Below are 22708 nucleotides of genomic sequence, written 5' to 3'. Positions count from 1 at the left end.
CTTATAACGAGGCGCCATTATCAAGGGCGGTATGTCATGGTTTTGTTAATTGCTGGATCGGAAGATGAAACAGCGGCCCCAGAACGCATTCGTGTTGAATCGAGTGATATAAAAAACACTTTTTTCACGGCCCTTTGACTGGTTTTTCATCTTTGCCTGATTGGCTGCCACGCCCCGGTTTCTGCGGATTGTGACCGTTTGACGAAGGCTGGCCAGGTAATCAATTCCGGATGTTTCAGCGCATGCCGCCGTACTCGAATGAATGGCACTATCCGCCGCTCTTGACCCGGCGCTTCATTCACGAATCGGCCCCCGACGGATGCTCGACAGCATGCAGGCCCCGGGTTGTTGTTCCAGGCCCAACCCTCGATGAATCAAGGGACTTCCCAATAACAAGGACCGTTCGATGCATTTCTTTCGTTTCGCGCCCGTGCGTTTTCTCACGTTGCTTGCCAGCGTCTGGCTGACGATCTTCCTGATCACCCGATGCGTGCTATGGCTCACCCACATGGATGATGCCGGCGGTGCGACCCTGGGCACCTTCGCCACTGGTTTGCTCTACGACCTGGCGTTTCTGGCCTACGCGCTGTTGCCAATGACCTTCTACCTGCTGCTCTGCCCTGCCAGGCTCTGGAAGACCAGGCTGCATCGCTGGATGTTGCAGGGCCTGACCTGCTTCAGCCTGTTCGTCATGCTGTTCACGGCGGTGGCCGAATGGTTGTTCTGGGACGAGTTCGGTGTGCGCTTCAACTTCATCGCCGTGGACTACCTGGTCTACTCGGACGAAGTGCTGAACAACATTCTCGAGTCGTATCCCATTGGCAAATTGCTCAGCACCCTGGCGATTATCGCCATTGGCTTGAGCCTGCTGCTGGCGCGCCCTGTTCGCCGGGCAGCAGAGGCGCCGATGCCTGCCGCACGCACCAAACTTGCGATGGGGCTGGGTGCCCTGGCACTGGCCGGATTGTGCGGGTTGGCCGTCAACCAGGACACGCCCCGGGGTCAGGGCGGCAATGCTTACCAGCGCGAACTGGCGAGCAACGGTCCTTATCAGTTCTTCGCTGCATTTCGTAACAATGAACTGGATTACGCGCAATTCTATGGCACGCTTCCCGCGACCCAGGCAGGCAATCAATTGCGCAGCGAGCTGCAGAGCGCGGACGTCTCGTTCGTGGGGCAGGACCCGCTGGACAATCGCCGGGCCATCGACAACCCGGGCACGCTACGCACGCCGAATATCGTGCTGGTGACCCTGGAAAGCTTCAGCGCCAAGTACATGGGCAGCAACGGCGACGCGCGCAACCTCACGCCCAACCTGGACGCACTGCGCAAGCAGAGCCTGTACTTCAACAACTTCTACGCCACGGGCACTCGTACCGACCGCGGCCTGGAAGCCATTACCCTGTCGATCCCGCCCACTCCGGGGCGCTCCATCGTCAAACGCACCGGTCGCGAGAGCGGCTATGCCAGCCTGGGCCAGCAACTGACCGCCAAAGGCTATGACGCCGTCTTCGTCTACGGCGGGCGCGGCTACTTCGACAACATGAACGCTTTCTTCTCCGGCAACGGCTATCGGGTCGTGGACCAGAGCAGCGTGGAAGAGTCGCAGATCTCGTTCAAGAACGCCTGGGGCATGGCCGACGAAGACCTCTATCGTCAGGCACTGAATGTGGCCGATGAAGACTTCGCCAAAAACCAGCCGTTTTTCCTGCAACTGCTGACCACCTCCAACCATCGCCCCTACACCTTCCCTGACGGTCGCATCGACATCGCCTCGGGCAATGGGCGCGACGGCGCGGTGAAGTACACCGACTGGGCCATCGGCGAGTTCCTGGCCCAGGCGCGCAACAAACCCTGGTTCAGCAACACCCTGTTCGTCTTCGTCGCCGACCACACCGCCGGCAGCGCGGGCAAGGAAGACCTGCCCATCGCCAACTATCACATCCCGCTGTTCATCTATGCCCCGGAGCTGTTGAAGGCCGGCGAAATGTCGCAACTGGCCAGCCAGATCGACCTGGCGCCCACCCTGCTCGGGCTGCTGAACCTGGACTACACCTCGACCTTCTACGGACGCGACCTGTTCCGCGAAGACGGCCTGGCGCCCCGCGTGCTGGTCGGCAACTACCAGCATCTGGGCCTGTTCGACGGCAAGGACATGGCCATCCTCAGCCCTCGCGCCGGCTTGCGTCGCCATGACGACGCCAAGGGCCAGAGCATCGAGCGTCACGTACAGATCGACGACCCGCTGATCCTGCGCACCATTGCCTACTATCAGGCGGCCAGTCATGGCTTCAAGCAGCAGCTCCTGAGCTGGAACGCCGGGAACTGACTGCCTGATTCGTTACACGGCGTGTTTCAGGCGGTGGATTAACGCCCTGTACACGCCGTTTTAACGAATTTTTCTCGCCGGCAACCCTAATTTGCCACTCCCTCCCATGCGCTAATGATTCGCATTGAGGGAATGAGGCCTACACTCACTGCACCGCCGCTTCAGGCGCCGGTTTCACGACTCCCACACTTCTTCGGGAAGCATAACAATGACTCGGCACACCCCCTCGTTCATCAAAGTCTCTCTGGCAGCCGCGCTGGCCTGGTCCTGCGCCAGCGCATATGCCGATGACGGTATCGTCGTGTACAACGCCCAACATGAAGGCCTGACCAAGGCCTGGGTCGAAGGCTTCACCAAGGACACGGGCATCAAGGTCACGTTGCGCAATGGCGACGACAGTGAAATGGCCAACCAGATCGTTCAGGAAGGCAAGGCGTCGCCGGCCGATGTGTTCCTGACCGAGAACTCGCCGTCGATGGTGCTGGTCGACAACGCAGGCCTGTTTGCGCCAATCGCACCGGCCACGCTGTCCCAGGTGGCAGCGCCTTACCGCCCGGCCCACGGCAACTGGGTGGGCATCGCCGCGCGTTCGACGGTGTTCGTCTACAACAAGGAAAAACTCTCTGAAGACAAGCTGCCTAAGTCGATGCTCGATCTGGCAAGCCCTGAATGGAAAGGCCGCTGGGCTGCATCGCCTGCCGGTGCCGACTTCCAGGCCATCGTCGGCGGCGTGATTGCGCTCAAGGGCGAAGCGGCCACGCTGGACTGGCTCAAGGGCATGAAAGCCAACTTCACTGCCTATCGCGGTAACAGCGCAGTGCTCAAGGCGGTGAACGCCGGGCAGATCGAAAGTGGCGTGATCTTCCACTACTACAGCTTCGTCGATCAGGCCAAGACCGGGGAAAACAGCAAGAACACCGCCCTGCACTACTTCAAGCACAAGGATCCGGGCGCGTTCGTGAGCATCTCCGGTGGTGGCGTGCTGGCTTCCAGCAAACATCAGGAGGAGGCCCAGAAGTTGATCGCGTGGATCACCAGCGCCAAAGGCCAGGCCGTGCTCAAGGATGGCAAGTCCTTTGAATACGCGGTGGGCCAGGGCGCGGCATCCAACCCCAAGCTGGTGCCACTGGCTGACCTGGACGCCCCGGCCGTTGACGCCTCCAAGCTCGACAGCAAGAAGGTGGTGGACCTGATGACTCAAGCAGGGCTGCTGTAACCGTGCAATCGGAACATTTGCCCACCCTGGCAAACAAAGCCACCGCAGGCGTGATTTCACCTGCGGCGGCCTTGCGCAGACGCCACGGACGGCGGATGGCGGCGTGGATCACCAGCAGCTCGCTGGTGGTTTCGCTGCTGGCGCTGTTGCCCCTGGGGTTCGTCATTTATATCGCCTTCGTCAGCGGCTGGGACAGCATTGTCCAGTTGGTGTTTCGCCCCCGCGTCGCCGAACTGCTGGTCAACACCCTGTTCCTGGTGCTGATTTCGTTGCCACTGTGCATTGTGCTGTCGGTGGCGCTTGCCTGGCTCACCGAGCGCAGTGATCTGCCCGGACGTCGCGCCTGGTCGTTGCTGGCCACTGCGCCGATTGCCGTTCCGGCGTTCGTTCACAGCTACGCCTGGGTCAGCCTGATGCCCTCCCTGCACGGTTTGCCCGGCGCGGTGCTGGTGTCGGTGCTGGCGTATTTCCCGTTTCTTTACCTGCCGGTGGCTGCGACCCTGCGCCGGCTGGATCCGGCCATCGAAGACGTTGGCCAATCCCTGGGGCTCAAGCCTGTGGCGGTGTTTTTCCGTGTGGTGCTGCCGCAACTGCGGCTGGCCCTGTGCGGCGGCTCGCTGTTGATCGGCCTGCACCTGCTCGCCGAGTACGGACTGTTCGCGATGATTCGTTATGACACCTTCACCACGGCGATTTTCGATCAGTTTCAGTCGTCCTTCAACGGGCCTGCGGCGAACATGCTGGCCGGTGTGCTGGCCCTGCTGTGCCTGGCGCTGTTGACCCTGGAAGCTGGTGCGCGAGGCAAAGCACGTTACGCCCGGGTCGGTTCGGGCAGCGCCCGGCAGCCGCAGATTCAGCGCCTGAGCCGCGTTGCCGCGCTGATCTGCCTGACATTGCCCTTGAGCGTGACCTTGTTGGCCCTCGGCGTGCCGTTGCTGACCCTGACCCGCTGGCTGATCGCAGGCGGCAGCGAGGTCTGGCAGCAGGAAGGGTTGCTCGATGCCGTGCGCCAGACCCTGGTGCTGGCCTCGACCGGTGCGATCCTGATTACCGCAGCGGCGTTTCCCGTTGCCTGGCTGTCGATTCGCTCGCCGGGACGCTTCAACCGTCTGCTCGAAAGCTGCAACTACATCACCAGCTCCTTGCCGGGTATCGTCGTCGCGCTGGCACTGGTGACTGTCACGATCAAGGTCGCACGGCCCATTTATCAGACTGCGATCACCGTACTGCTGGCCTATCTGCTGATGTTCCTGCCGCGTGCGCTGGTCAGCTTGCGAGCCGGTATCGCCCAGGCGCCGGTGGAGCTGGAAAACATCGCCCGCAGCCTGGGCCGGTCTCCCGCCCAGGCCCTGTGGTACGTGACCCTGCGTCTGGCCGCGCCGAGTGCGGCAGCAGGCGCGGCACTGGTGTTTCTGGCCATCACCAATGAACTGACCGCCACCCTGTTGCTTGCCCCCAGTGGCACGCGAACCCTGGCCACCGGCTTCTGGGCCATGACCAGCGAAATCGACTACGCCGCCGCAGCACCCTACGCCCTGATCATGGTGCTGCTGTCGCTGCCCCTCACCGCCCTTCTCTATCATCAATCCAGACGCACGGCAGGCCGATGAACGCCCTCGAATTGCACAACCTGCACAAAACCTTCGGCAACGTGGTTGCCCTGGACAACGTCAGCCTGTCGATTGCCCCCGGCAGCCGCACCGCCATTGTCGGGCCTTCGGGCTCCGGCAAGACCACCTTGCTGCGCATGATTGCAGGCTTCGAGTTTCCCGACAGCGGGCGCATTGCCATGCATGGCAAGCCGCTGGTGGACGACACCCGTGAGGTCGCGGCCCACCAACGCAATATCGGTTACGTGCCGCAGGATGGCGCGCTGTTCCCGCATCTGTCGGTGGCGGCCAATATCGGTTTCGGTCTGGCGGGTGATCGCGACAGCAAGCAACGACGCATCGCCGAGCTGATGGAGATGGTGTCGCTCGAAGCCTCGATGAGCCAGCGCTGGCCCCATGAATTGTCCGGCGGCCAGCAACAGCGTGTTGCGCTGGCCCGGGCCCTGGCGCAGAACCCGGCGATCATGTTGCTCGACGAGCCGTTTTCCGCACTGGACACTGGCTTGCGCGGCAACATGCGCCGCACCGTCAGCAAGCTGTTGTCCGATGCCGGCATCACCACCGTACTGGTCACCCATGACCAGGCCGAAGCGCTGTCGTTTGCCGATCAACTGGCGGTGATGCGTCAGGGCAGACTGGTACAGGCCGGCCCACCGATGGAGCTGTATCGTCACCCGGTCGATGAACAGACCGCCGTGTTTCTCGGCGAGGCGATCATCCTGCCGGCGTGGATTGAAGGCGATGTCGCCAACTGTGAGCTAGGCCCGATCCCGGTGCTCAAACCCCGTCGCCAGGGCGCCGCGCAGATTCTGCTGCGACCCGAGCAACTGATCGTCTCTACCCAGGCGCACGCCCAAGGCACCGCCGGCTGCGTCACCGACGTCGATTTTGCCGGTGGCACCTGCGTGCTCACTCTGGAGCTTGCGCCCCGGCTCGGCGCCAATGGCGAGCAGATTCCCCACCGAACCCTCAACGTGCGCAACCCCGGCATCGACATCCCGGCCATGGGCAGTGCTGTCAGCCTGTCCGCCGCCGGGCATGCCCATGTGCTGTGAGCGTCAGGCCTTGGTCGTCACCGGGCGCATGACCAGCATTACCACCGCGCAGCCTGCCATCAGCACGCAGGTGACGATGAACACGATCAACATGCCGAAATGCCCGCCCAGGTATCCGCCGGTCAGCGGCCCCAGCACCTGGCCGACGTACTGACTGGACGTGGAATAGCCGAGCATGCGCCCTGCCACGATGTCTGGCACCGAATGCCGGATGATCGCCGCAATGCACGGCAACAGCCCACCCAACGCAATGCCCATCAGAAAGCGCAGCACCACCAGTTGCCACTCGTTGCTCACGAACGCCTGGGGAACCAGCAGAACGGCCGCGGCCGTGAGGCAGCCCATGACCACCTTCCAGTGGCCGACGCGGTCCGCCAGTTTGCCGATACGCGAGGCCGACAACACGCTGGCCAGCGCCGTGGCCGACATCACCAGCCCCGCCATCAGCGTCACGTTTTTTGTGTGCAGTTGCGTCAGGTACACGGTGATGATCGGCTCGATGGACATGATCGAGAACATCACGAGGCTCGCCACCACGAACATGGTGAACACCGGTTTCTTGTCCGGGATCACGTCCCAGGCGCGTACCGTGACCTTCTTTGCGGCTCCGGCTACAGGTTTTGGACGCGGCGCCTCCTTCATCAGAAACAACGTCGCGAGGAAGGTCAGGAAGATCACCCCGCCGGCCAGGAAAAACGTGTTGCGGATCCCGATCAGCGGCGGCAGCAGCCCGCCGATCAAGGGGCCGGTGAGGTTGCCGGCCATGATCCCCGACGACAGCATGCCAAGGGCCCAACCCGAGCGCGCCTTGGGTGTCTGGGTGGCCACCAGGATCGTGGCGCCGGAGGCATAGCCGCCCAGCAGACCGGCGAGCAAACGCAAACCCACCAGTTGATAGATGTTTTCCGCAAGGCCGATCAGCGACATGGCGATGGCCATCCCCAGGCTTGCACGGATCAGCATCAGCTTGCGCCCGTAGCGATCGCCCAGCCGGCCCCACAGTGGCGCGGTGAGTGCGGCCGACAGAAAGGTCGCACCAAAGGCCACACCCGACCATTGCACGATGGCCGCAGGATCGCTCACGCCGAGATGCTCGACATACAGCGGCAGAAATGGCAGCAGCAGGGTCATGGCGATGATCGTGGTGAACGAACCCAGCACACAGACCAGCAAGTTGCGCTTCCAGTGCTCTTCGGCGGGGTTCTCGGTACGTGCCTCTTCTAGGGCGGCAGGCTGCTGGACGGTCATGGTGGCTCCACGGGTTCGGATGCACCTACGGTAAGACGCTGCACACCATAAATAAAATTCATGTTTTTCATGCAGTGGATTCCAGTCAGGAATACGGCCAATGCCGCAGTCCTCTCCCGGAACGTTTAAACGCCGCACATCAGCGCCAATGATGACGCCTATCGACAGACAGTATTTCTGTGACAACGACCGCCCTACTTAAACTTCTCCCATCAGCAAGCCCCGCCCTCGACCGCTTGCTCTAACCGGTAAGTTGGGAGTTCGTCATGAAATACGCATTGTTTGCCGCACTGTCGATGTTCAGCCTGTTGGCGTCGGCCAATGATTCTGCCGGTTCGACCGTCGCAGCCTCCGCCCAGAACAGCCAGTACGACTACACCCAGGACCTGGACATTGCCAAGGTCGTGCGTATCAGCAATGGCGCCAATGCAGGCAACGCCTGCGGTCCGCTCAAGGCTCAGATGGAATACGTGGACAGCAAGGGCGTGACTCACAAGCTCGAATACACACGGCTTGGCGACAGTTGCGAGAACGGCTGAGCCGGTCTGGCGCTGGTCGAAACTGGACCATTGAGGCGTATTTTTGCAACAGTCAATTACTGTGCAAGAAACAATTAACCTCAAAGTAACGCGCAAACGGCTTTTATCACTAATCGTGATTGCTCTAATCATTAACGACCATTTTTATCAATGGAACGACGCTCCTAAGATGACCCCTAACAGCAAGACACCTGGTAGTTTTGCTTGAAACTTTTGTGGAGTGAAATGATGAAATACGCACTGTTTGCCGCGCTGTCGATCTTCAGCGCACTCGCCTCGGCCAACGCGAGTGCTGACGCAGCGCCTGAGTCGACTCCCCCTGCCGTCGAGTACAACTATTCCCAGCATCTGGACATCGCCAAGGTCATCAGCATCACCAACGCTGGCAACATCGCGACCGAGTGCGGCCCGGTTGAATCGCACATGATCTACGTCGACAGCCAGGGCGTGACTCACAATCTGGAATACACCCGTTTGGGTGAAGGCTGTCAGAATGGCTGATGCCTTGCACCGCGATCCAATCGCAAGCAACAAGCTGAAATAAAAAACCGCTGCCTGCCCCGCAGCGGTTTTTTTATGGCCCGCAGGCCCCGCAGACCGGGACATTGAGCGTTTGAGGCAAGATGAGGGCTGCGCTGTGCCGGGCATTTGAGGTTAGAGTAAGGAATGCTGGCTTCGCGCAGATACCCCGGTCTAGCGTGGAGCACTCTCCATTCAACTGCCTGAAGGAAGTCCGCGTGAATCTACCGACCCAACCTGCGAACATTGCCGAACTGATCGTCGACGCCATGCGCCAAGGTCAGAAAATCTCCGAGATTCGCCCCGATTACGTGCCAGCCGACAGCGCCAGCGCCTATGCCTTGCAGCGGGAAATCCTGAAGCTGCGCGAGACGACGGTCGGTGGCTGGAAGGTGGGCTCCAAATCCACCAGTGGCGGCCCTATCAACGGCGCCCTGTTGCCCGAAGACGGTCTGTTTGCCAGTGGCAGCCAGCTGGAAAGTGTCGATTATCCGTCGCCGATCCTGGAGCTGGAAATTGCCTTTCGCCTGAACCGCACCTTCGAGGCACGCCAGGAGGCGTATTCAGACGAGGAAGTGTTGAGCAGCATTGGCTCGATGGGCGCGACCATCGAGGTGGTCAGCAGCCGTTTCATCGCCTGGCCGAAAATCGAGCCGCTGCTGGCGCTGGGTGACCTGCTCAACCATGGCGCACTGATTGTCGGGGATTTCATTCCCTACGACGAAAGCTTCCCTTTCCTGGAGCCGGCGCTGACCTTCACCTACGCCGACCAGGACATCGTGCCGGGCGACGGCGCCAACCCCGCCGGCGACCCGCGCCGCCTGCTGCCGTGGGTGGTCAATCACCACACCCAGAACGGCCAGAGCGTGTCGCCGGAACTGGTCATCACCACGGGCTCGTACACGGGCATGTACCTGACCAAGGAGCCGGGCCTGGCGGTGGGCGAGATCCGTGGCTTGCCACCGGTGTCGGTGGAGTTGATCTAACACGACCTGTAGGAGCGCGCTTGCCCGCGACGGCGATTTTTCCAACACCCATGTGGGGAATGACACACCGCTGTCGCGGGCAAGCGCGCTCCTACAACGGTCCGGGCCTTACTCCTGCTTCCAGTACCCCGGCCGGTTGTACACCTCCTTCAGGAACGCAATGAAAAACCGCACCTTCGCCGGCAGGTAATGCTGCTGCGGGTACACCCCCTGAATGTCGTAACTGGGCAAGGCAAACTCGTCCAGCACGGTAATCAACGCCCCGCTGTCGATCTCGTTCTGGATCTCCCAGGTCGAGCGCCAGCACAGTCCCAGCCCGCGCTTGGCCCAGTCATACAGCAGCTCGCCATCGTTGCAGTAGAGGTTGCCCGCCACCTTGATCGCCACCGGTTTGCCGTCGCGCTGGAACGTCCATCCACGGTGCTGGCCGCCCTGCAGGTTGAACGTCAGGCAGTTGTGTTCGGCCAGGTCTTCCAGCGTCTGCGGGTAGCCGCGCTCAGAGAAATACTGCGGCGAGCCACAGACCACCCGTTTATTGGCGAACAGCTTGATGGCCACGTAGTTGGGGTCGAGCACCTCGCCGATGCGAATGCTCATGTCATAACCCTCGCGCACCAGATCGACGACGTTGTCGGTGAGGTTGAACGACAGTTGCAGGTCCGGGAAACGCGCCTGGAATTCCGGCGCATGGGGCGCCACGTGCTGGCGGCCGAAGCCGGCCGGCGCAGACACCACCAAATGCCCGCGCACGCTGCTTTCGTTCTCGCTGATGCTGGCGTCCAGCTCTTCGAAAGACTGCAAGACAGCCTTGGCGTTTTCCAGATAGGACTCCCCGGCATCGGTCAGGGTCAGGCCGCGAGTCGAGCGGTGAATCAGCTTGACCCCCAGCCGCTCCTCCAGCGCGCTCAAACGCCGCCCCATGATCACCGGAGTCACCCCTTCCACCAGCGCCGCTGCGGCAAAACTGCCGCGCGTGGCCACCAGCACGTAGCTGCGAATTTCTGTATAGCGGTCCATTCGATACTCCTGATACCGATAGAACCGATAAAAACAGCCATTCACAAAAACTTCAATTCAAATCAGTCTGGATGTGTACAAAAACTACCGAGTTTCAGGAGAACAACAAAAATGACCATCATGAGAGCCATCGAAGCAGCCGTTCTGGTGATGCGTCGCGAAGGGGTCGATACCGCCTTTGGTATCCCCGGCGCTGCGATCAACCCTCTGTACGCCGCATTCAAGAAAATCGGCGGCATCGACCACGTGCTGGCCCGCCACGTCGAAGGCGCCTCGCACATGGCCGAGGGTTACACCCGCGCCATTGCCGGCAATATCGGCGTCTGCATCGGGACTTCCGGCCCTGCCGGCACCGACATGATTACCGGCCTCTATTCCGCCTCCGCCGACTCGATCCCGATCCTCTGCATCACAGGGCAGGCACCCCGCGCCCGCATGCACAAGGAAGACTTCCAGGCCGTCGATATCGCTTCGATTGCAGCCCCTGTTGCCAAATGGGCCACCACCGTCATGGAACCGGGCCAGGTGCCTTACGTGTTCCAGAAAGCTTTCCAGTTGATGCGCAGCGGTCGTCCGGGCCCTGTGCTGATCGACCTGCCGTTCGACGTGCAGATGGCCGAAATCGAATTCGACATCGACGCCTACGAGCCGCTGCCGGTCATCAAGCCGCAGGCCAGCCGCAACCAGGTCGAGAAGGCTTTGGCCATGCTCAACGCCTCGGAGCGTCCGCTGATCGTTGCCGGTGGCGGCATCATCAACGCCGATGCTTCCGATGCGCTGGTGGAATTCGCCGAACTGACTGGCATTCCGGTCATCCCGACCCTGATGGGCTGGGGCACTATCCCGGACGATCACCCGCAAATGGCCGGCATGGTGGGCTTGCAGACTTCGCACCGCTACGGCAACGCGACCATGCTTGAGTCGGACATGGTGCTGGGCATCGGCAACCGTTGGGCGAACCGTCACACCGGTACGGTTTCGGTCTACAGCGAAGGCCGCAAGTTCATCCACGTCGACATCGAACCGACCCAGATCGGTCGCGTGCTGACGCCAGACCTGGGCATCGTTTCCGACGCAGGCGCGGCGCTGGCGATGTTCCTCGAAGTGGCCCGCGAGTGGCACACCGCTGGCAAGCTTAAAGATCGCAGCCAGTGGCTGGCCAGTTGCCAGGAGCGCAAGCGCACCATGCAGCGCAAGACCCACTACGACAACGTGCCGGTCAAGCCGCAGCGCGTCTACGAGGAAATGAACCAGTTCTTCGGCAAGGACACCTGCTACGTCAGCACCATCGGCCTGTCGCAGATTGCCGGCGCGCAGTTCCTGCACGTGTACAAGCCGCGTCACTGGATCAACTGCGGTCAGGCAGGCCCGCTGGGCTGGACCATTCCGGCAGCACTGGGCGTGGCCAAGGCCGACCCGAGCCGCAAGGTTGTCGCGCTGTCCGGCGACTATGACTTCCAGTTCATGATCGAAGAGCTGGCCGTGGGCGCGCAGTTCAAGCTGCCGTACATCCACGTGGTGGTGAACAACTCGTACCTGGGCCTGATCCGTCAGGCGCAGCGCAACTTCGACATCGATTACTGCGTGCAACTGGCGTTCGACAACATCAACGCCCCTGAGCTGGAAGGCTACGGCGTGGACCACATCGCCGTCGCCGAAGGGCTGGGCTGCAAGGCGATTCGTGTCAGCGATCCAGCGCACATCCAGGCGGCTTTCGCCGAGGCGGCGAGCCTGATGCAACAGTACAGCGTTCCGGTTGTGGTTGAGGTCATTCTTGAGCGTGTCACCAACATCGCCATGGGCACCGAGATCAACGCGATCAACGAGTTCGAATCGCTGGCCGAAAGCCGCGACGACGCCCCGACCGCCATCAGCCTGCTGGACTGAACAGCCGCTCGCACGAGCCAGAACAAGGAGCCACCCATGCCACGTTTATGCGCCAACCTGTCCATGCTGTTCACCGAGCAGGACTTTCTGCGACGCTTCGAAGCGGCCGCCAACGCCGGTTTCAGCGGGGTCGAGTATCTGTTTCCGTACGATTTCAGCTCGGCGCAGATCAAGGCCGAACTCGATGCCCACGGCCTGACACAGGTGCTGTTCAACCTGCCCGCTGGCGACTGGGCCAAGGGTGAGCGCGGGATTGCCTGCCACCCGGACCGTGTCGAGGAGTTCTACGCCGGTGTCGATCTGGCCATTGCCTACGCCAAGGTGCTGGGCAACACCCAGGTCAACTGCCTGGCCGGTATCAAGCCACAGGGTTTCGATGATGCGCTGATCGAAAAGACCTTTATCGACAACCTCAAGTATGCCGCTGACAAGCTGCAGGCCCAGGGTATCGATCTGGTCATGGAAATGATCAACACCCTCGACATCCCCGGCTTCTACCTCAACACCACGGCCCAGGCCCTGGACATCCGCGAGAAGGTCGGCAGCCGCAACCTGTCGTTGCAGTACGACATCTACCACATGCAGATCATGGAGGGCGACCTTGCCCGCACCATCGAGAAAAACCTGCCGGTGATCCGTCACGTGCAACTGGCGGACAACCCGGGCCGGCATGAGCCGGGCACCGGGGAGATCAACTACGGCTTCCTGTTCGGGCATCTGGACAAGCTGGGTTACCGCGGCTGGATCGGTTGCGAATACAAGCCGCTGACCACCACCGAAGCAGGCCTTGGCTGGCTCAAGACCCATAACCTGATCTAACGCGCCCGCTGTAGGAGCGCGCTTGCCCGCGACGGCGGCGTGTCATTCAACACATCGATGACAGTCCCATCGCGGTCGCGGGCAAGCGCGCTCCTACGCAAACAGCATATAAAAAGAGGAACATCTCATGGCGAACATCGGCTTTATCGGCACCGGCATCATGGGTCTGCCCATGGCAGAGAACCTGCAGAAGGCAGGCCATCAACTCTTCCTGTCCAAACACTTCGTGGCACCGCCCGCCTCGCTGGTCTCCGGCGGCGCAACGGTGCTGGCCAACCCGCGCGAAGTGGCTCAGGAAGCCGAATTCATCATCGTCATGCTGCCCGACACCCCGCAGGTCAACGACGTACTGTTCGGCGAGAACGGCCTGAGCGAAGGCACTGGCGCAGGCAAGGTGGTGATCGACATGAGTTCGATCTCGCCTTCGGCGACCAAGGCATTTGCCGAGAAAATCAACGCCACCGGCGCGCAGTACCTCGACGCCCCGGTATCGGGTGGTGAAGTCGGCGCCAAGGCTGCGACCCTGAGCATCATGGTCGGTGGCAACCAGGGCACCTTCGACCGCGCCCTGCCCCTATTCCAGACCATGGGCAAGAACATCACCCTGGTCGGCGGCAACGGTGACGGCCAGACCGCCAAGGTTGCCAACCAGATCATCGTCGCCCTGAACATTCAGGCGGTGGCCGAAGCGCTGCTGTTCGCCTCCAAGAACGGTGCCGATCCTGCCAAGGTGCGTGAAGCGCTGATGGGCGGCTTCGCGTCCTCCAAGATCCTGGAAGTGCACGGCGAGCGCATGATCAAAGGCACCTTCAATCCTGGTTTCCGCATCGCCCTGCACCAGAAGGACCTGAACCTGGCGCTGGAAGGCGCCCGCGAACTGGGCCTGAACCTGCCCAACACCGCCAACGCGCAACAAGTGTTCAGCACCTGCGCGGCGCTGGGCGGCAGCGGCTGGGATCACTCGGGGCTGATCAAGGGGCTGGAACACATGTCCAACTTCTCGATCCGTGGCGATCACAAGCCTGAATGAGATCCGGATGCACGAACAAGAACGCCAGGCAGATGCCTGGCGTTTTCGTTTGCCTGCAGACGATCAGAACACGTTGATCGGGTAATCGGCGATCAGACGCAATTCGTTGTTATCGCCTTCAGCCTGATCGGCGTTGGCGCGGTGGAAAGACTGGCGCAAGCGCAGCGACAGGTCTTTGGCAGGGCCTGCCTGAACCACGTATTTGGCTTCGATATCGGTCTCGTGGTGTTTGCCGTCATCGCCGTAGCCGTAGTTCACGTAGGTGCTGTTGGCTGGCATGTGCGAGCCGTCGATATCATCACCGGTGATGTAACGCGCCATGAAACTGAGCCCCGGAACACCATAACTGGCCATGTTCAGATCATATCGGGCCTGCCACGACTTCTCGCCCGGGCCGTTGAAGTCCGAATATTGAACCGAGTTGGCAAGGAAGATCGAGTCGGCAGTATCGCCCGGGCCGTTAATCCCGAAAGCCACATAATCGAAGGGGGTATCGCCATGAACTTTCTGGTACGCAAGTGTCACTGTGTGCGCGGTGAGGAATGAATAAGCCGCTGCCAGCGACCAGGTGGTGTTGCTGATATCCCCGGCCTTGGCGGAACCGGCATCGTTGGTGCGGTAGATATTGAAATCGAAGTTCAGCGACTGATCGCTGGTGATCGGCTGGGTGTAATTGATATTGCCGTAGTACTGATCCCAGACATCCTTGAGGTTCGAGCCATAGAGGCTGGCGGTCAAGTTGTCGTTGAAGGTGTATTTGCCGCCCGCATAATCGATGCTAGATGCCGTAACGCCAGCATAGGATGCATAGATATCGTGATCATGGTTGGTGGTGACCGGGCCGTTGCCGCCGGTGAAGTGACCGCCATCGAGTTCCAGTCCGGCGATATCGCTGCTCAACAGGTTGAAGCCGGTGGCCGTTTGCGGGAACAGGCGCGAACCACCCGCTGCGAAGACTGGCGCGGCAGGCATCAGGTCGCCGTAGCGCAGTTCTGTCTTGGAAATCCGCATCTTGATGGCACCGCCCGCCGTGCCGTATTCATCTTCCGGGTCGCCGTGGCGGTCGACCGGCAGGTTACCGGTGCCCGCCGTTCCCGCACCGCCGTCCAGCTTGATGCCCCAGTAGCCGTAGGCGTCAACGCCGAAACCGACCGTGCCCTGAGTAAAACCGGAGCTGAAATTGCCCAGCACACCCTGGGTCCAGTCCTTGCGGTCGCCGCCGCCGTTCTTGCCATCGCGGTTGAAGTAATAGTTCTTCAGATGCACGGTCAGGCTACTGTCTTCGACAAACCCCTTGGCTTCGGACTGGTCGCTGACAACACCCGCCGATGCCAGTTGACTGACGCCCAGCGACACCGCGAGCGTCACCAGATTCCATTTTACGAAGGTCATTATTATCCCCTGTCTCAATTATGGCCCAACGTTCCGCGAACCCGGAATACGGGGCATCCCCTGAATTCAGGCGAAGTTCGAAACGTGTGGAATACGCGCTATGGCAGATGGGCTAACTACATCGAACCGTATTGACAAACACGGCAAAACTACAGGCTTTCAGCCCATTTCCTTATTGTTTCATGAGGCGCTGGACGCCCCGTTCTAGCGGGGTTGCTCCCCCGACGCGAAAAACTTTTAGCATTTTTCAGCCGGGCGGTTGATAAATGAGGGGTGATAGTCACTATCGATCTTCATAATAGTGAGATGCGCCGAACCGGTGTTACCGTTGTCGGCGATGAGGCAGTTGGCTCTATCGCCTGATGACTCCGCAGCATCAGGCAATCGAATCATGCTCCACTTCATCATTCCTTTGGTAAGACTTTTTAGCCACCTCACGTCAATGCGGTGGCTTTTTTTATTTTTAAATTATTGTTCATGTTCGCTGCTCTATCCGGTTAATTCACCCTGAACTAACACAGTTGCCAGCTTAGTTCAACAACCTGAAATCCCCCTCACACTTGTAGGAGCGCGCTTGCCCGCGACCAGCCCTTTCAGCCCCCACCAAGGCGTATGGGAGGATGCTTTCGCGGGCAAGCGCGCTCCTACACGGGGAGGCTGCGTCCATGACAATCAGCAAAATACTTTGCAACCTTGCGAATAACCCTCCCCCCTGAGGTGTTCATTTCGTGACACCCACAGGGATCTTTCATGAACAGTACGATTTCCGGCCTCGGCATTGCCGTTTCTCAACGTTATGACCGTCTGACCCGCGCCTTTCACTGGCTGACGGCCGCCCTGGTGGTTTTCATGTTCGCCAGTGCCCACATCTGGGAAACCCTGCCCAAAGGCACGCCGCTGCGCAAAGGGTTGCAATCGGTGCACATCTCGCTGGGCATCGCCATGGCGGTGTTGATCGTGGCGCGCATTGCCTGGCGTCTGCTGGGTACTCATCGCCCGCCAACCAACATTCATCCGGCGCTCAATCTGGCGGCCCGCCTCGGCCACGGGGCGCTGTACCTGCTGCTGGTGGCGCAAGTGGTGCTGGGATTTGCGTTTCGCTGGGCGCAAGGCGAGCCGTTCAGTTTTTTCGGGCTGTTCCCGATCCCTGCACCGTTTGCCATCAGTCACGATCTGCGCGGCACCCTGGGCGGCCTGCATGACAACGTTGCCTGGGCAATCATCCTGCTGGCCGGTCTGCACGCCGGCGCGGCGCTGTGGCATCACTACATCGTCGGCGACAGCACCTTGCGCAGCATGCTGCCGGGGCAACGGGGCGACATCCGAGGCTGAAGATTCAAATGCCGGGAATAAACCGGACCGATTGACTGTTTCATGTATGGCTGCTGCAGTTTTCCCGATCTGATTGGTTACGGAGCATGACAACAATGAGAACCTGCTACCCACACGCTTTCAGCTACCGCACATTGCTCGTCGGCGCCTGCATGGCCATGGCGCTGCTGAGCGGCCAGGCCCTTGCCTCTGGCGGGGGCAGCGACGATGAGGCACCGCGCAAGCCCAACTGCCCCAAAGGCCAGGTGTGGGACAGCAAGACCCACAAGTGCACGATGCAGACCAGCAAGGCGACCTCCGATGAGGATCGCACCGACTACGCCTACCGCCTGGCCAAGGATGGACGCTACGAAGAAGCGCTGTCGCTGCTCAATACGCTGAAAAATCCGGACACCGCCAAGGCGCTGAACTATCGTGGATATGCAACGCGCAAACTGGGCCGCACCGACGAGGGCATCGGCTACTACCTCAAATCTGTCGCGCTGGACCCCAAATACGCGCAAGTGCGCGAATACCTGGGCGAAGCGTACGTGATCAAGGGGCGCGTTGATCTGGCCAAGGAGCAACTGGCCACGATCGAAACGCTGTGCAGCAGGACGTGTGAAGAATACGAGGATCTGGCTGCGGCAATTGCCGCCGCGCCCAAGACCTGAGTCCCAGACCACTGGCGAGATTTCGGGAGGCTGCTATAGCCACAGACGCTGATTTTCGAAGCGAACTGGGCCAGTTGTTGCCACGTTTGTGGCGCTACGGGTTAGTGCTGTCCAGACAAAAGCACCTGGCCGACGATCTGGTACAGGCCACCTGCGTTCGGGCGCTGGAGCGTGCCGACCAGTTCATGGCTGGCACCCGGCTGGACCGCTGGTTGCTTTCGATCATGCATTCGATCTGGCTCAATGAAATCCGCTCGCAGCGGGTGCGTCAGGGCCAGGGTTTCGTCGATGCCGAGCAGGAACTGTCGTTTGACGGCGAAACCCTGGCGCAGGATCAGGTGTTGGCGGCGCAGGTGATCAAGCGCGTCAACGCCCTGCCCGAGGCACAACGGGAAACGGTCTTTCTGACGTACGTCGAAGGGCTTTCGTACAAAGAGGCTGCCGAGATTCTGCATATCCCGGTCGGCACGGTGATGAGCCGGCTGGCCGCTGCACGCTTGAAACTGGCTGAAACCGCAACACAACGCGCCATGTCGGATAAATCGACAGGAGAACGGCGATGACTCACAGCAACGCGCACTCCCCACCTTCGGACGAACTGCTGGTGGCCTATCTGGACGGCGAACTGGACCGGGAACAGCGCCAGGCCGTCGATCAATGGTTGCGCACAGATGCGCCGGTTGCCGAGCGCCTTGACCAGCTCAAGGGCGGGGATCTGCCATTTCGGGACGCCTTCGACTCGCTGCTCAAGGAAGCGCCGACCGACCGCCTGCAGGCCATGCTCGATTCACTGCCGCCTGCAGCAGCGCCACAGCACAGGGCAACCATGAGCCGTCGGGGTTTCCTGGCCACCGCGGCCAGCTTCGTGGTGGCCGGCATCGCCGCCGACCGGCTGTTTCTCAACTGGCAGAATGCCGAGCCCGATGACGGCTGGCGTGCGTCGGTGGCTGAGTACATGGCGCTTTATACCCCGCAGACGCTGGACAACCTCAACCTCGACGAGCGCACCCACAGCGCCCAGCTCAGTGCGGTGGGCAATCAACTGGGGCTGCCTTTGACGGCTACGGCGGTAACCCTGCCGGGCGCGGAATTCCGCCGCGCACAGATTCTCGACTACGAAGGCGTACTGATCGGACAGTTGACCTACCTGGACCCGCGCCATGGCCCGTTGGCCCTGTGCATCACCACCACCAAGGGCGGCACCGATTCGCTGACCAGCGAGGAGCGCTCCGGCATGCATGTGGTGTACTGGTCCAACCAGACCCACGCCTTCATGATCGTGGGCCGCAACCCGTACGAAGACCTGCGCATCATGGCCCGCAGCGCCCAGAAAGGTCTGCCGGCCTGACAAATGAGGTGATTCACGGGAGTCGGCAGTCCGTTTCTGGTCCAGGCTGCGTACGAAATGTCCTGACACTCGGCGATGCTGCGTTGAAAACAGCCTCGAAATGCTCATTTACAACCAGTAAACTCCGCTTTCTCGGCTGTTTTCGCCTTGCTTCACCTTCGCGTCAGAACTTTTCGTACGGAGCCTAGTATCCTTCGAATTTCGAGAATCGATGCCCATCGGTTCCTGCCATGAACGTTGCTGCAACACGCTGCCGCACAACCAGAGGTCCCCTTGATGTCTGCCCATCGCGTAAAGCAAGCCCTTTCCTGCCTCTCTCTGCTGGCCTGCCTCACCACCTCCTCCGCCTTCGCCCATGCCCATCTGGAAAGCCAGTTGCCTGCCGCCGACAGCGAGGTCACGTCGCCCAAGGAACTGCGCCTGAATTTTTCCGAAGGCGTGGAAGAGAAATTCACCAAGGTCGCCATCAGCCTCGACGGCCCCGGTGAAAGCACCGAAATCATTCAGACCCAGAGCGTCGCCACCGACCCTGCCAACAAGAAGGTGCTGATCGTCGTCCCGGCGGTGCCGCTGGCGCCGGGCAAGTACAAGGTCGAATGGCACGCGGTGTCGGTCGACACCCATAAGAGCGAAGGCACCTATCGCTTCAAGGTGACGCCATAACGCCATGCAAGATGGATTGATACTGTGTCGATTCGTGCATTTCGGCGCAGTCCTCCTAGTTTTTGGTATCGGCCTGTTTCGCCACCTGCTGTTCACCAGGGCCCTGCCAGCGTTCGAAGCCAGCCCCGCAAGCCGGCGCCTTGACCGGGCGCTGGGCTGGATGGCCGGCGTGGCGCTGCTCAGTGCGCTGAGCTGGCTGATGCTGACCGCTGCCAACATGACCGATAGCTGGCACGATGCAACGGACCCGCACACCCTCGCTCTGGTCCTGACCCACACTTTTTTCGGGCATGTGTGGATCCTGCACCTGTTGCTGAACGTACTGTTGGTGTTCTGTGCCCTTGCCTTGCGCAACCGGCCCCGGCTGACGCTGCTTTTGGCCGGCCTGCTGCTGTTGACGCTGGCCCCGGTCGGCCATGGGGCCATGTATGACGGCATTACCGGGCAACTGCTGATTTTCAACCAGATGTTGCACCTGATCGGTGTCGCCACCTGGCTCGGCGGCCTGGTCATGCTCGCGACGCTGCTCCTGGGTTCTGCTACGGTGGACCTGCGGGCCGTGCTGGGGCGATTCAGTGGCATCGGCTATGGCCTGGTGGCGCTGATTGTCGCCACCGGGATGATCAACGTGCGCGCCCTGAGCGGTGCGCTGTGGCCTGCGCCGGCCCTCTCGGGCTTTGGCCTGGTGCTGGGCGTCAAGGTCGCGATGGTGCTGTGCATGCTGGTTCTGGCGGGCATCAATCGCCAACTGGCGCGCAATCAGGTGCTGAACCTGGGCTGGCTTCGCATCAGCGTGCTGCTGGAATGCCTGTTCGGCGCCGCAGCGCTGGGCGCCGTGTCACTGTTGGGCACCCTGCCACCGATGCTGGCCTGAATTTGAGCGCAAGACTCGGAGTTTCACCCCCGGCGACCGGCGCTAAGCTGCGGCACATCAGGACCAATGCGGAGTAACACAGCGATGGGACGCAGCAAACCACAGCCAGCAATGAACGCAAAAAATCACGAAACCCAGCACGATCCGCGCTGGGCCGCAGTGCTCGCCCGTGACCCGGCCGCCGACGAACAGTTCGTCTACGCCGTGCGCACCACGGGCATCTACTGCCGGCCCAGCAGCGTTTCGCGCCTGCCTCGGCCCGAGAACGTGGTGTTCTTCGACAGCGCCGAGCAGGCCGAGGCCGCAGGCTTTCGTCCGAGCAAACGCGCGGCCACCGACCAGACCGATCTGGCCCGCCAGCACGCCGCGCTGGTCGAGCGTGCCTGTCGGCAGATCGCCCAGGCCGACCAGCCGCCAAGCCTGCATGAACTGGCCCTTGAATCGGGCATGAGCCCCTGGCACCTGCATCGCATCTTCAAAGCCGTGACCGGACTGACGCCCAAGGCCTGGGCCAACGCCAACCGGGCTGATCGGGTGCGCAGCCGACTGGTCCAGCCCCAGGCCCAGTCGGCCAGCATCACCGATGTCATGTATGACTCAGGCTTCAACTCCAACAGCCGGTTTTACGAAACCAGCGGCAAGTTGCTGGGCATGAAGCCATCGGACTACCGCAAGGGCGGCGCCAACGCCGATATTCATTTTGCGGTGGGCGAGTGCTTTCTCGGCGCGATTCTGGTCGCCCAGAGCCAGCGCGGCGTGTGCGCGATCCTGCTGGGCGATGACCCCAACCAACTGGTGCAGGACCTGCAGGACCAGTTCCACAGCGCCCGGCTGATCGGCGGCGATGCGCAGTTCGAGAGGCTAATCGCTCAGGTGGTCGGGTTCATCGAAGCGCCGGGCATCGGCCTGGATTTGCCGCTGGATCTGCAAGGCACGGCGTTCCAGCAGCGGGTGTGGCAGGCCCTGGCGCAGATTCCACCGGGCAGCACGGTCAGCTACGCCGAGATTGCCCAGCGCATCGGCGCGCCGAAATCGTTTCGCGCTGTGGCTCAGGCCTGTGGGGCGAACAGCCTGGCCGTGGCCATCCCTTGCCATCGTGTGGTGCGCAGCGACGGCGGTCTGTCGGGTTATCGCTGGGGCGCGGAGCGCAAACGCCAGTTGCTGGACCGCGAAGCACGGGAAAATGCCTGTAACAGCTTGGCGCTTGAGAAACCCTGACAGAGGCGTAACGTCCGGTGTTCTTGATACCTGCATCGAGGACTACGCAAGTGCCCGCCATCTCCCAAGCAGTGAACAACGAGGCAAGCTCGGCATTCTGGCTGATCGCCGACCAGCTCAACAACCGCAACGAAAGCGAACGCCTGGCCTATATGCGCACTGGCTTCCCGCCTGGATGGGTCAAGGCGGTGCGCAACGCCTTCCACCTGAGCAACGGCCAGCTCGAAGCGCTGCTCAGCAGTTCGGTTTCAACCCTCGAGCGGCGCCTGCGCCAACACCGTCCGCTGGACCTGGTGGGCTCCGAACGGCTGGACCGAGTCGCCGCCCTGGCTGTCCGGGCGGCCGAAGTCCTCGATGATCAACACGCCGCGCAACGCTGGATGGTGACGCCCAACCGGGCGCTGGACGACCAGATCCCCATCGTGTTGTGCATGACCGAAATTGGCGGCGCCCAGGCCAGCCGTGTGCTCGCGGCGCTGGAACATGGCGGAGTGCTCTGATGCTGGCCTGGAAAATCGGCAAGGCGGCGCAGATTCACGACCTGTCCGGCGCGGGCCCGGCTGTCATTGGCGGGCGCTGGAATCATCCCGATCATCCCGCGCTCTACCTCAGCCTGAGCCCCGCCGCAGGTGCTCTGGAACTGTTCATGCTGGCCGGCGAGATGCCGCGCCTGCCTCTCAGACTCATGCACCTGCGACTGCCCGGGGATCCGGCGCTGTACCAGCACATCGCCGCCGAATCTCTGCCGGCGGGCTGGAACGCATCGCCGGCAGACCAGCCCAGCATGGATTTCGGCACGCTGTGGCTGGAGCGCCGCGAACAGCTGGGTCTGATCCTGCCGTCGGTGGCGATGGAGCAGAACCGTTGTCTGCTCGTCAACCCGCTGCACCCGGCTGCAAGCCTTATCGAGGTGCTGCGCATCGACGATGTCGACCCGGGTCGGCATTGCGTCGCCAACAGCGGCTGAGGGGTG

The 22708-nt window shown here is 61.5% G+C and carries 22 protein-coding genes; 19 read left to right on the top strand and 3 right to left on the bottom strand.

Annotation, left to right across the window (positions count from 1 at the left end):
- Positions 1-406: 406 nt before the first annotated feature.
- The 4 genes from ACIPO9_RS05910 to ACIPO9_RS05895 all read left to right on the top strand — a co-directional run bounded on the left by ACIPO9_RS05910 (position 407) and on the right by ACIPO9_RS05895 (position 6210).
- Complete coding sequence (locus ACIPO9_RS05910) at positions 407-2329, top strand: LTA synthase family protein (protein ID WP_400779322.1); 1923 nt, start codon at positions 407-409, stop codon at positions 2327-2329.
- A gap of 208 nt (positions 2330-2537) precedes the next feature.
- On the top strand, positions 2538-3545 hold the full coding sequence (locus ACIPO9_RS05905; protein ID WP_400779320.1) for an iron ABC transporter substrate-binding protein: 1008 nt from the start codon (positions 2538-2540) through the stop codon (positions 3543-3545).
- 95 nt (positions 3546-3640) lie between these two features.
- Positions 3641-5155, top strand: a complete 1515-nt coding sequence (locus tag ACIPO9_RS05900; RefSeq protein ID WP_400779319.1) for an ABC transporter permease — start codon at positions 3641-3643, stop codon at positions 5153-5155.
- A complete protein-coding gene (locus ACIPO9_RS05895; RefSeq protein ID WP_400779317.1) occupies positions 5152-6210 on the top strand; it encodes an ABC transporter ATP-binding protein in 1059 nt (352 codons plus the stop codon). The genes ACIPO9_RS05900 and ACIPO9_RS05895 overlap by 4 nt, the downstream gene beginning before the upstream one ends.
- A gap of 3 nt (positions 6211-6213) precedes the next feature.
- On the opposite strand, the gene ACIPO9_RS05890 is transcribed toward ACIPO9_RS05895, so the two are convergent.
- Positions 6214-7458 (bottom strand): MFS transporter, encoded by a 1245-nt coding sequence (locus tag ACIPO9_RS05890; protein WP_400779316.1) that lies wholly within the window; start codon positions 7456-7458, stop codon positions 6214-6216.
- Positions 7459-7724: 266 nt separating this feature from the next.
- Here ACIPO9_RS05890 and ACIPO9_RS05885 point away from each other — a divergent pair, with 266 nt between their 5' ends.
- The 3 genes from ACIPO9_RS05885 to ACIPO9_RS05875 all read left to right on the top strand — a co-directional run bounded on the left by ACIPO9_RS05885 (position 7725) and on the right by ACIPO9_RS05875 (position 9502).
- Positions 7725-7997, top strand: a complete 273-nt coding sequence (locus tag ACIPO9_RS05885) for a DUF2790 domain-containing protein (RefSeq protein ID WP_274130950.1) — start codon at positions 7725-7727, stop codon at positions 7995-7997.
- 228 nt (positions 7998-8225) lie between these two features.
- A complete protein-coding gene (locus tag ACIPO9_RS05880) occupies positions 8226-8498 on the top strand; it encodes a DUF2790 domain-containing protein (RefSeq protein ID WP_274130949.1) in 273 nt (90 codons plus the stop codon).
- A 236-nt stretch (positions 8499-8734) separates the two neighbouring features.
- Entirely contained in the window at positions 8735-9502 is a 768-nt protein-coding gene (locus ACIPO9_RS05875) for a 2-keto-4-pentenoate hydratase (protein WP_274130948.1), read from the top strand.
- A 108-nt stretch (positions 9503-9610) separates the two neighbouring features.
- On the opposite strand, the gene ACIPO9_RS05870 is transcribed toward ACIPO9_RS05875, so the two are convergent.
- Positions 9611-10519, bottom strand: a complete 909-nt coding sequence (locus ACIPO9_RS05870) for a LysR family transcriptional regulator (protein ID WP_400779314.1) — start codon at positions 10517-10519, stop codon at positions 9611-9613.
- A gap of 111 nt (positions 10520-10630) precedes the next feature.
- On the opposite strand from ACIPO9_RS05870, the gene gcl reads away from it, so the two are divergent.
- From gcl to ACIPO9_RS05855, 3 genes are all read left to right on the top strand, one after another.
- Positions 10631-12406, top strand: a complete 1776-nt coding sequence (gene gcl, locus ACIPO9_RS05865) for a glyoxylate carboligase (protein ID WP_274130946.1) — start codon at positions 10631-10633, stop codon at positions 12404-12406.
- 36 nt (positions 12407-12442) lie between these two features.
- A complete protein-coding gene (hyi, locus tag ACIPO9_RS05860) occupies positions 12443-13225 on the top strand; it encodes a hydroxypyruvate isomerase (RefSeq protein ID WP_400779312.1) in 783 nt (260 codons plus the stop codon).
- Between the two features lie 127 nt (positions 13226-13352).
- Entirely contained in the window at positions 13353-14255 is a 903-nt protein-coding gene (locus ACIPO9_RS05855) for a 2-hydroxy-3-oxopropionate reductase (RefSeq protein ID WP_274130944.1), read from the top strand.
- 63 nt (positions 14256-14318) lie between these two features.
- On the opposite strand, the gene ACIPO9_RS05850 is transcribed toward ACIPO9_RS05855, so the two are convergent.
- Positions 14319-15647 carry an OprD family porin gene (locus tag ACIPO9_RS05850; RefSeq protein ID WP_274130943.1) on the bottom strand — a complete coding sequence of 443 codons (1329 nt, stop codon included), beginning with the start codon at positions 15645-15647 and terminating at the stop codon, positions 14319-14321.
- A gap of 750 nt (positions 15648-16397) precedes the next feature.
- Between ACIPO9_RS05850 and ACIPO9_RS05845 the strand changes: the two genes are divergently transcribed.
- From ACIPO9_RS05845 to ACIPO9_RS05805, 9 genes are all read left to right on the top strand, one after another.
- Positions 16398-16979: a cytochrome b gene (locus tag ACIPO9_RS05845; protein WP_400779310.1), complete on the top strand. Its 582-nt coding sequence runs from the start codon at positions 16398-16400 to the stop codon at positions 16977-16979.
- Between the two features lie 152 nt (positions 16980-17131).
- The gene (locus ACIPO9_RS05840) at positions 17132-17632 is read left to right on the top strand and encodes a tetratricopeptide repeat protein (protein ID WP_400779854.1); all 501 of its coding nucleotides are present in this window, start codon (positions 17132-17134) and stop codon (positions 17630-17632) included.
- Positions 17633-17697: 65 nt separating this feature from the next.
- Complete coding sequence (locus tag ACIPO9_RS05835; RefSeq protein WP_274131141.1) at positions 17698-18195, top strand: RNA polymerase sigma factor; 498 nt, start codon at positions 17698-17700, stop codon at positions 18193-18195.
- A complete protein-coding gene (locus ACIPO9_RS05830; protein WP_274130941.1) occupies positions 18192-18980 on the top strand; it encodes an anti-sigma factor in 789 nt (262 codons plus the stop codon). The genes ACIPO9_RS05835 and ACIPO9_RS05830 overlap by 4 nt, the downstream gene beginning before the upstream one ends.
- A gap of 276 nt (positions 18981-19256) precedes the next feature.
- A complete protein-coding gene (copC, locus tag ACIPO9_RS05825) occupies positions 19257-19643 on the top strand; it encodes a copper homeostasis periplasmic binding protein CopC (protein WP_274130940.1) in 387 nt (128 codons plus the stop codon).
- A 4-nt stretch (positions 19644-19647) separates the two neighbouring features.
- On the top strand, positions 19648-20517 hold the full coding sequence (gene copD / locus ACIPO9_RS05820) for a copper homeostasis membrane protein CopD (RefSeq protein ID WP_400779308.1): 870 nt from the start codon (positions 19648-19650) through the stop codon (positions 20515-20517).
- 111 nt (positions 20518-20628) lie between these two features.
- A complete protein-coding gene (ada, locus tag ACIPO9_RS05815) occupies positions 20629-21735 on the top strand; it encodes a bifunctional DNA-binding transcriptional regulator/O6-methylguanine-DNA methyltransferase Ada (protein ID WP_400779306.1) in 1107 nt (368 codons plus the stop codon).
- Positions 21736-21785: 50 nt separating this feature from the next.
- On the top strand, positions 21786-22235 hold the full coding sequence (locus ACIPO9_RS05810; protein ID WP_274130935.1) for an antitoxin Xre/MbcA/ParS toxin-binding domain-containing protein: 450 nt from the start codon (positions 21786-21788) through the stop codon (positions 22233-22235).
- Entirely contained in the window at positions 22235-22702 is a 468-nt protein-coding gene (locus tag ACIPO9_RS05805; protein ID WP_400779305.1) for an RES family NAD+ phosphorylase, read from the top strand. The genes ACIPO9_RS05810 and ACIPO9_RS05805 overlap by 1 nt, the downstream gene beginning before the upstream one ends.
- Positions 22703-22708 lie beyond the last annotated feature (6 nt).

Origin of the sequence: Pseudomonas sp. NPDC090203, from assembly GCF_044746765.1 — a bacterium.
GTDB classification, from domain to species: Bacteria; Pseudomonadota; Gammaproteobacteria; order Pseudomonadales; family Pseudomonadaceae; genus Aquipseudomonas; species Aquipseudomonas putida_AD.
Note: the sequence above shows the minus strand (reverse complement) of the source record. Positions and strands in the feature narration are given on the sequence as shown.

Excerpts from the sequence above, each read along its gene's own strand:
- ACIPO9_RS05910 (WP_400779322.1), top strand. The coding sequence starts at position 407 with ATGCATTTCTTTCGTTTCGCGCCCGTGCGTTTTCTCACGTTGCTTGCC.
- ACIPO9_RS05905 (WP_400779320.1), top strand. The coding sequence starts at position 2,538 with ATGACTCGGCACACCCCCTCGTTCATCAAAGTCTCTCTGGCAGCCGCG.
- ACIPO9_RS05900 (WP_400779319.1), top strand. The coding sequence starts at position 3,641 with ATGGCGGCGTGGATCACCAGCAGCTCGCTGGTGGTTTCGCTGCTGGCG.
- ACIPO9_RS05895 (WP_400779317.1), top strand. The coding sequence starts at position 5,152 with ATGAACGCCCTCGAATTGCACAACCTGCACAAAACCTTCGGCAACGTG.
- ACIPO9_RS05890 (WP_400779316.1), bottom strand. The coding sequence starts at position 7,458 with ATGACCGTCCAGCAGCCTGCCGCCCTAGAAGAGGCACGTACCGAGAAC.
- ACIPO9_RS05885 (WP_274130950.1), top strand. The coding sequence starts at position 7,725 with ATGAAATACGCATTGTTTGCCGCACTGTCGATGTTCAGCCTGTTGGCG.
- ACIPO9_RS05880 (WP_274130949.1), top strand. The coding sequence starts at position 8,226 with ATGAAATACGCACTGTTTGCCGCGCTGTCGATCTTCAGCGCACTCGCC.
- ACIPO9_RS05870 (WP_400779314.1), bottom strand. The coding sequence starts at position 10,519 with ATGGACCGCTATACAGAAATTCGCAGCTACGTGCTGGTGGCCACGCGC.
- gcl (WP_274130946.1), top strand. The coding sequence starts at position 10,631 with ATGACCATCATGAGAGCCATCGAAGCAGCCGTTCTGGTGATGCGTCGC.
- hyi (WP_400779312.1), top strand. The coding sequence starts at position 12,443 with ATGCCACGTTTATGCGCCAACCTGTCCATGCTGTTCACCGAGCAGGAC.
- ACIPO9_RS05855 (WP_274130944.1), top strand. The coding sequence starts at position 13,353 with ATGGCGAACATCGGCTTTATCGGCACCGGCATCATGGGTCTGCCCATG.
- ACIPO9_RS05850 (WP_274130943.1), bottom strand. The coding sequence starts at position 15,647 with ATGACCTTCGTAAAATGGAATCTGGTGACGCTCGCGGTGTCGCTGGGC.
- ACIPO9_RS05845 (WP_400779310.1), top strand. The coding sequence starts at position 16,398 with ATGAACAGTACGATTTCCGGCCTCGGCATTGCCGTTTCTCAACGTTAT.
- ACIPO9_RS05840 (WP_400779854.1), top strand. The coding sequence starts at position 17,132 with ATGGCCATGGCGCTGCTGAGCGGCCAGGCCCTTGCCTCTGGCGGGGGC.
- ACIPO9_RS05830 (WP_274130941.1), top strand. The coding sequence starts at position 18,192 with ATGACTCACAGCAACGCGCACTCCCCACCTTCGGACGAACTGCTGGTG.
- copC (WP_274130940.1), top strand. The coding sequence starts at position 19,257 with ATGTCTGCCCATCGCGTAAAGCAAGCCCTTTCCTGCCTCTCTCTGCTG.
- copD (WP_400779308.1), top strand. The coding sequence starts at position 19,648 with ATGCAAGATGGATTGATACTGTGTCGATTCGTGCATTTCGGCGCAGTC.
- ada (WP_400779306.1), top strand. The coding sequence starts at position 20,629 with ATGAACGCAAAAAATCACGAAACCCAGCACGATCCGCGCTGGGCCGCA.
- ACIPO9_RS05805 (WP_400779305.1), top strand. The coding sequence starts at position 22,235 with ATGCTGGCCTGGAAAATCGGCAAGGCGGCGCAGATTCACGACCTGTCC.